The organism is Bizionia sp., from assembly GCF_048259285.1.
GTDB classification, from domain to species: Bacteria; Bacteroidota; Bacteroidia; order Flavobacteriales; family Flavobacteriaceae; genus Algorimicrobium; species Algorimicrobium hallyeonense.
Genome location: NZ_JBLXHU010000066.1, coordinates 1 through 7523 on the forward strand (window position 1 = coordinate 1; position 7523 = coordinate 7523).

The 7523-nt window shown below is 37.0% G+C and carries 9 protein-coding genes; all 9 read right to left on the reverse strand.

Translation table 11 applies throughout. The features are described 5' to 3' along the window. A partial coding sequence (locus ACN0QX_RS14655) for an NAD(P)-binding protein (RefSeq protein ID WP_417198023.1) occupies positions 1-293 on the reverse strand: 293 nt, incomplete at its 3' end. A 461-nt stretch (positions 294-754) separates the two neighbouring features. Continuing rightward, positions 755-1693 (reverse strand): aldo/keto reductase, encoded by a 939-nt coding sequence (locus ACN0QX_RS14660; RefSeq protein WP_417198025.1) that lies wholly within the window; start codon positions 1691-1693, stop codon positions 755-757. Further along, positions 1693-2901 (reverse strand): MFS transporter, encoded by a 1209-nt coding sequence (locus ACN0QX_RS14665; RefSeq protein ID WP_417198027.1) that lies wholly within the window; start codon positions 2899-2901, stop codon positions 1693-1695. The genes ACN0QX_RS14660 and ACN0QX_RS14665 overlap by 1 nt, the downstream gene beginning before the upstream one ends. 26 nt (positions 2902-2927) lie before the next feature. Then, positions 2928-3866, reverse strand: a complete 939-nt coding sequence (locus ACN0QX_RS14670; protein ID WP_417198029.1) for a cyclase family protein — start codon at positions 3864-3866, stop codon at positions 2928-2930. Between the two features lie 132 nt (positions 3867-3998). Then, on the reverse strand, positions 3999-5096 hold the full coding sequence (locus tag ACN0QX_RS14675) for an L-dopachrome tautomerase-related protein (RefSeq protein ID WP_417198031.1): 1098 nt from the start codon (positions 5094-5096) through the stop codon (positions 3999-4001). Positions 5097-5129: 33 nt separating this feature from the next. Further along, on the reverse strand, positions 5130-5612 hold the full coding sequence (locus ACN0QX_RS14680) for a cupin domain-containing protein (protein WP_417198033.1): 483 nt from the start codon (positions 5610-5612) through the stop codon (positions 5130-5132). Between the two features lie 88 nt (positions 5613-5700). Next, positions 5701-6279 carry a Crp/Fnr family transcriptional regulator gene (locus ACN0QX_RS14685; RefSeq protein ID WP_417198035.1) on the reverse strand — a complete coding sequence of 193 codons (579 nt, stop codon included), beginning with the start codon at positions 6277-6279 and terminating at the stop codon, positions 5701-5703. Positions 6280-6356: 77 nt separating this feature from the next. Continuing rightward, complete coding sequence (locus tag ACN0QX_RS14690; RefSeq protein ID WP_417198037.1) at positions 6357-7100, reverse strand: YoaK family protein; 744 nt, start codon at positions 7098-7100, stop codon at positions 6357-6359. Between the two features lie 94 nt (positions 7101-7194). Next, positions 7195-7523, reverse strand: a 329-nt coding sequence (locus ACN0QX_RS14695) for a zinc-binding dehydrogenase (protein ID WP_417198039.1), incomplete at its 5' end; no start/stop codon positions are given.

Below are 7523 nucleotides of genomic sequence, written 5' to 3' on the forward strand. Positions count from 1 at the left end.
GGGAAGTCATACCTTTTTTCGTACTCCGCTAAATAAGTTAGGAGTTCATATTTGGTGGGATATTCTTTTTTGCAAGGCGGCATTTGCCAGCCAGAAAGCGAGCTGTACTGTGATGGAGAGAATAAATTCAGCCTATCCCAGGTGTTAAGCCATGCACCACCCGGTTCGCTCTGGTCATCCAATATCAAATAATTGGAGCTTGTTCTTTTAATGAAATAAGCAACCGATAACCCGGCCTGGCCACCCCCAATAATGATGGTGTCGTAAATCTTGTTTTCTGAATAGTGAAGCATTATTCGAAAATAGAATATTTCGGGGGTACTTGAGGTTTTAAGGTTAAGGCATTATACTTTGAAGGGAAAGTCAGGGGATTATGCTAAGTACGGACTAGAAGTCCGCGCCAACTGATTAAGCGATACTTAGCCGTTAGGAGCAACTTGGATTGCATTAGAATTCTTCTCTGCTGTCTTCGGTGAATCCCCTCTATTTAGTTTCGTAGAGTTTTGTTCTAATTCAATCTCCCCAAGCTTGCTGCTTTCGTACCTGTCTTATTAAGCTTGAGATTTTAACCACTAATCGTTTGGATCGGTCAAAGGAAATATTTTGTCATGGCATAGTAATTCAACCTTGGTGTAAATTTGCGCCAAGGTTGAATTAATAGCAAATTTGAGTGAAAAATGGAGAATATTCAAAAAGGGTAAAAATCTTTGGTTTTAGGCTGCGGGATTAAATCTGTGCGACAGGAGAATCTTATTTAACTCCAGATATTTTGGGCTAAATAAGGGCCATTTTCAACTTCCCAAAATTTGCCATCAATAAAACGGTGTCCTTTGTCTAGATCCTTCAACAACACTATATCCTCTTCAGTAAGTGTATGGTGTAAAGTCTCTAAATTCTGAAGCAATCTCGCTTCATTTATAGATTTAGGAATTACCGCAATACCTCGTTGCATAGTATACGCCAATGCTACTTGTGCAGGCGACATATTTCTTGAGTCGGCTACGTTTTTTATAGTATCATTTTCCAACAAACGTAGCGTGGTGTTTTCATCTACAAGCGAACCTAAAGGCGCGTAAGCGGTTAGCAGAATATCTTGTTGTGTACAAAATGATTTTAATTCTTCTTGCTGTAAAAACGGATGTATTTCCACCTGATTTATCTCTGGTTGATGAACTGCTGTCGCCATTATTTCCTTAAGATGATTTTCATTAAAGTTACTCACGCCAATATGCTTTGCAAGTCCTTGCTCCAAAGCAGTTTCCATCCCTTTCCAAGTATTGGTTAATGGTACTTCTGAAAGCGGAATAAAATCGGATGCTTTTTCTGGCATCTCCGTTCCTTTTTTAAGAGCTACTGGCCAATGGATAAGATACAGGTCTAGATAATCTAGTTGTAAATCTTCTAAAGTTTGATTCAGTGCAGGAATCACATTCTCCTCACCGTGGGAAGCATTCCATAATTTTGAAGTCACCCATAAATCTTCTCGTGTGACTAATCCTTGTTTAATTGATTCGGCAATTGCGTTACCTACTTCTTTCTCGTTTCCGTAAGCCGCAGCACAATCTATATGTCTGTAGCCTATTTTAATAGCGGAAAGTACTGCATTGTACACTTCATTAGGTTCAGAACGAAACGTTCCTAAACCTAAAATTGGCATTTTGTCGTTGTTTCTAAATTTTAATGTAGTCATCATTATATTTTTTCTTTTTTGAATAAAACTAGTGTCAATAAAAAACCTACAATTACTAGAATACCACCTACCCAAGGTGTGGCTTCTATACCCAGATCAGATTCTACAACCATTCCGCCTACATAAGCACCAATAGCAATTCCTACGTTAAATGCTGCAATGTTTAATGCAGATGCTACGTCTTCGGTTCCTGGTAAATACTTTTCTGCCATTTTCACTACGTATAATTGCAATGCTGGTACGTTTGAAAATGCAAGTATTCCCATAAAAAACAAGGTTATTATTGCAAAAATCTGACTAGAAGCTGTGAAGTATAATATGAACAACACTATTGCCTGCAACGCAAACATGACTAATAGTGCTTTTCCTGGTTTGTTGTTAGATACTTTACCACCCACAATGTTTCCTATGGCGATGGCTATGCCATAGATTAAAAGAAATACACTGGTCATGTTTGAAGAGAAACCGGTTACTTCTTCCAGTAAAGGAGTTAAATAGGTAAAGGTGACAAACGTACCACCATAACCAAATGCGGTAATGGCTAACACCAATAAAATAGACGGATTCTTTATCACCTTTAGTTGGTCTATAAGACGTAATGGTGCAGATTGTTTGATGTTTTTAGGAACCAGAGCTATACTAGCTATAGTACCAATTGCTCCTAAAACAGCAACACCAATAAAGGTTGCTCTCCATCCAAAATTTTGACCGATATATGTTCCCAAAGGTACACCGGTTACAATGGCTACCGTAAGACCTGCGAACATTATTGAAATGGCAGTTGCTCTTTTGTCTTTTGGGACTAAACTAGCTGCAATGGTAGAACCGATGGAGAAAAATACACCGTGAGCAAAACCTGTTACGACTCTTGACAGTAGCAATAATTCAAAACTTGGTGAAATTGCTGCTAATCCGTTACCAATTATAAATAGTAACATAATGCCCATCAGTAATTGTTTTCTAGGAATTTTGCCTGTTAAGGCAGTTAATATGGGTGCGCCAATTGCTACACCAATGGCATATAAACTAACCAATAGTCCTGCTGAGGTTAATGATGTGCCTAAGTCGTTGGCAACAGTAGATAGCAAACCTACAATTACAAATTCCGTTGTTCCTATGGCAAACGCACTTATGGTCAATGCCCATAAAGCGGCTGGAAGACTCTTCTTTTTGGCTATCGTTGTATCTCTATATATGGTTGATGTTTCCATAGTTTCTAAGCTTTTTTTTGTTACTGTTATTTAATAGCAACAGGATTTATTTGTACTTGTGTAGAGCCTTCATATAAAGGATGACCCAACACAAAAAGGAATTCCCAAGCTTTATCCTCAACCAATTCATCTACAAGAATATTTTCCAATACTTGTACACCGTATTCGGTTGCCATCATTTGATTTACAGGGAAAGAAAGTGAGCTGTTTTCGTGTGGCACCGCTTCAAAAGACCAGTTATCAGCACCTGCTGCTACAATTCCTTTTTTACCTAAGTAATGTGCAGCTTCAGTACCAATCCCAGGTCCGCCAGCTAAATAGCGTTTATCATCTTTACCCATTAATTTTGTCCATCCTGTGTAAAACAGAACCACATCTCCTTTACGGATTTCAATGCCTTGTTTTTTAGCTACTTTTTCAATGTCTTCTACCGTAAAAACAGTGCCTTCTTTTATAATATCTTGATTGTAGTACGAGCGCATATCTAGCACAACACCTCTAGTAACAATTGGGGGTAATTTTTCTAGACCTAATTTTTTTACACCAGAAACGGTTAAAAAATCTTCTACTTTATGTCCGTTATAATGCACATTGTCTCTACCATAATGTGCCAATCCGTTTATTTGAGATCCAACACCTGTCCAACCAATTAACTGGTCATCTACGTAAGTGAATTTGTTGGAACCTGCAGCAGCAGTTTCTGGTTGTAAAGTTTCAATGTGAAAGTATCTGTGACGGAAAGCTGCAGTTTGTGCATTTACCACCATTCCTAAGCAGTATACTTTTCCTTTTTTAACCAATTTTACGGCATCTAAAACCGTTTCTTCATTCAAAAGATTTAACGCACCAATTTCGTCATCTGCTCCATAAGGTGATGTTGGTACTTGTTGTGCATTTGTTGTTACAGCAGTAAAAAGCGTAGCTGCTAACGCAATTGTTTTTAATGTATTTACTATTGTTTTCATTTTAATATGTTTTAAATTTCTTATACAAATTTCCGTTTAAATCGAGGGCTGTGCGAGGATGTAGATCACCATTTTAAAGTGATATATGTCACATTTAATACTGCTCATACATCACTTTACTTTTAATTTTATTTAATCTTGAAGCTTCATTTTTAGCACCAAGTAAGGCGGTTTACTGGCGTCTTTTCCTTCATTTAATAAAGGCAGATTGTGAAGCTGATTTGCTACGATATACAAGTAGTTTCGGTGTATGGCAACACCATCGGGCCAAGACAGGTCTTTTTTAGATTGTGCAATGGTTTTCATTCCAGCAGGCGTACTTTCTACAATGGCTGAATTTTCAACATCGGTTACATATACTTTTCCGTTTGCACCCACTTTAAATCCGTCTGATTTTGGTTTGTTGGCATAAAATTCGATGTACTTATTCAGGTCGCTATCTTGTTTACTTTCATCCGCTAAAACAGCAGACGGAATGCGGTAAATTTTAGTATTACCCATTGCACCATAGTAGATGTAGTTGTTTTCGTCATCAATAGAAATTGGGTTTAAAGGATATCTTGGCTGAATGGTAGTACCGTCATTTCTTTTGTTGGATACTAATCTGCCGTGAATTTTCACTGGTTCATCAGCAGGTAAAAATGAAGCATTCCCTTCCAAAACACGTCTTATATAACCCGTTTCTAAGTTAATCACGACAAAAGCTGGTGCAACTGGCGGATTTAAAGCATCTGTCATATCTGCAATTACAGCAGTGTTGTTTTTCACATCAATCACAAAATCCTGTAAAAAAGGTTTTGTTGATAATACCGTATTTGGAATAGGAAAAACCTTTGTTACATTACCGGTTACCAAATCAAAACCCACCAATTTTGGAACCTGATTTTGTTTTACGTTGCCCATATCCAATACCCAAAGAATTCCGTTGGCATCGGCTTGAATTCCGATAGTTGAATTGATCCCTTTTAAGCTCCCGTTTTCTGGTTTTACGATCCATTCTTTATCACCAAAAGGAATGGCTTCTCCATTAGGCAAAATTTCTTTCACCATATATTTTGAAGCGCTTAAGGCACTCATTGTTACAAATATTCTTCCATCGGTAGAGACTGTAATATTACCAGGTCGAGACTCAGGAAATGTTGCTATGGTTTCCAATTGTGCTTGTGCCAGCATTGTAAAATTCATTACAAATGTCAAGAAGACTGTTTTTATAATTGTTATCGTTTTCATCGTTATTGTTTTTAAAAATTGAATGTGATTTGATTAGTTGCCTAAAAATTTCTTTTGGGTTGAAGGATCTACCCAGATAACATCGCTAGGGTCTCTGGCAATGGCATCAAAAACGAGTACATCTAAGGGGCCTTCTAAAATTTTTCCGTTTCCGTGTGCTGTGCCTTTCCCCCAAAAAAGTAAGTCGCCTTTTCCTGCAACAACAGGCCCTTTATCAGCCACATAAAATTCTGCTTTGCCATTTAAGATGTAGAGGTAGGCATCAGATTTTGCGTGGTAGTGCATAGGAACTTCTTCATACAACCTAAAAATTCTAACACCTGAGTGTTCGCGGTCTATTAATCTGATGTCCTTAATAATACCGTTGTGGTTTTTGGGTAATAATCTAACATATTCGTCTATGTTAATAATACCGTATGAGTTACCTGATAATGGTCTTTTAACTTCCTGTGCATAAGGTGTAAATCCTAGAACAATCATGTTAATAAGGAGGAATAATCCTTTGGTTGTTTTCATAATAAATTGTATTTAATGTTCGATACAAAATTCTATGAATACCAAGGGGTGTGCGAGGACATACCTCACCATTTTAAAGTGATTTATGTCACTTTGCGCTGTTAAAGCGACTTAGTGTTTCTCTCGAAACACCTAGATAAGAAGCGATTAATTTTTTTGGTACGCGTTGGATAAGATTGGGCAATTTGCTCAATAAATACTCATATCTATTTTCTGCTGACATTGTAAGGTGCGAGAGTATTCTTTGTTGAAGACTTATGTATCCAGAGTTGGATTTAAGTCTGAAAAAATTGGCAATAGCAGGTATTTCAGCACAAATTAGTTCTCGACTTTTTAGGGAAAGGCTAAAAAACTCAGAATCTTCTAAACAGTCAATAAATAAAGTACTGGGAACTTGATTTTGAAAGGCAAAATGATCGCTAACCCAATACTCTTCCATTCCAAAAAGTAGAATGTGTTCCTTGCCTTTATCATCAATTGCGTAGGTCCTTACCAATCCATTAATAATCCAGTATTCAAAATCTACAGGTTGGCCAACTTGAATTAAGAATTGGTGTTTTTTAAGGCTTTTGTATTCAAAATGGGATTGAATAAAACTCCATTCGTCATCAGTTATTGAAGCTATTTCTTCAAAATGTTGTCTTAATAAATGAAATTTCTCTTGCATTATGTAAAATTAACTTTACCGGCTTAATAAAGCTAAAAACTGTAGACTCTTTGGGTCATTTCTATTTCAGATGTACATTATTGGGCTATCTTCCTCTGATTGTATTTTCTTCTTGTTCTGATTAGTTGATATCTCAAATCATCATAAAATAAGCTCGTAAGTAAAATTAGCACGCCAAAAATCAGAGTGTTTAGTTCCAGATCTAGTTTTGTATAAACGTATCCTCCAATCAGTCCGCCAAGGAAGAAAAAGGAAATTATATTGATCCGCAATTTTATGGTTACTTTAATTTTTTCTTGATACGGATGAGATTCAGGAAAAAAGAGTTGCGATAGTTCAATTCCTAAATCAGTAAAAAGTCCGGTGAGGTGGGTTGTCCTCACTACTGCATTCGAGATTTTGGTAACAAATGAGTTTTGAATACCCATGGCGAAAAGTAACGAGCAAATAATTAAGTCAGGGTATTTTACCTGCGACAAATAATTAAAAATCACAATGGCTATTAGAACAAAGCATTCGATCAAGGTTGGCAATACGAATACATTTAGCTTTTTGTTGGTTTTATATTTCTCAATTAATAAACTTGAGACAAACGAGCCCAACAAAAATATGAGGATGTATAAAAAGTATACTGTTCCTTTCCAAAATTCGAAATGAGCCAGGTCGAAGATAAATAGAGCAAAGTGTCCGGTTACATTCGTTGTCAATTGATGAAAAGATAAAAACCCTGTAACATTTACAATTCCAGCCACAAAAGACAAAACTATGGCAATCCGCAGGTTGTGTTTTAAAGTCCTGCTTTTGCCTTGATGTCTGAACATGTGATTTTCATTTAGTGTGTTTTTTCAATTTACACAGAACTAGCGACTAAATTATAAGTTGTTTGGATTGCGACATTATTGTTCTGCAATATAATCACTCCCCAATATTTATAATCACTTTCCCTTCATGCAGGCCATCGCCAAAATACAGCACGGCTTCTCCGGCCTCACTTAAGCTAAACTGCTTGGGTTCAAGTACGCATTTTAGTCTCCCCTCGGCTATTAGCTGGTGCATATAGTCTAAGTCTTTGTTGGCTTTAAGGGCAAGTATGCGCATCTTCTTTTTGTAAAACGGCCCTTTTATCAGAATCCCTAAAAGCTTGTTTACATCACCACCCACGGTTATATATTCTCCTTGTGGCTTTAAGGCTTTTGAATAGTCTGCTGGTGAGCGTGTGGTTTTTGCATCCAGAATAAGGTCGT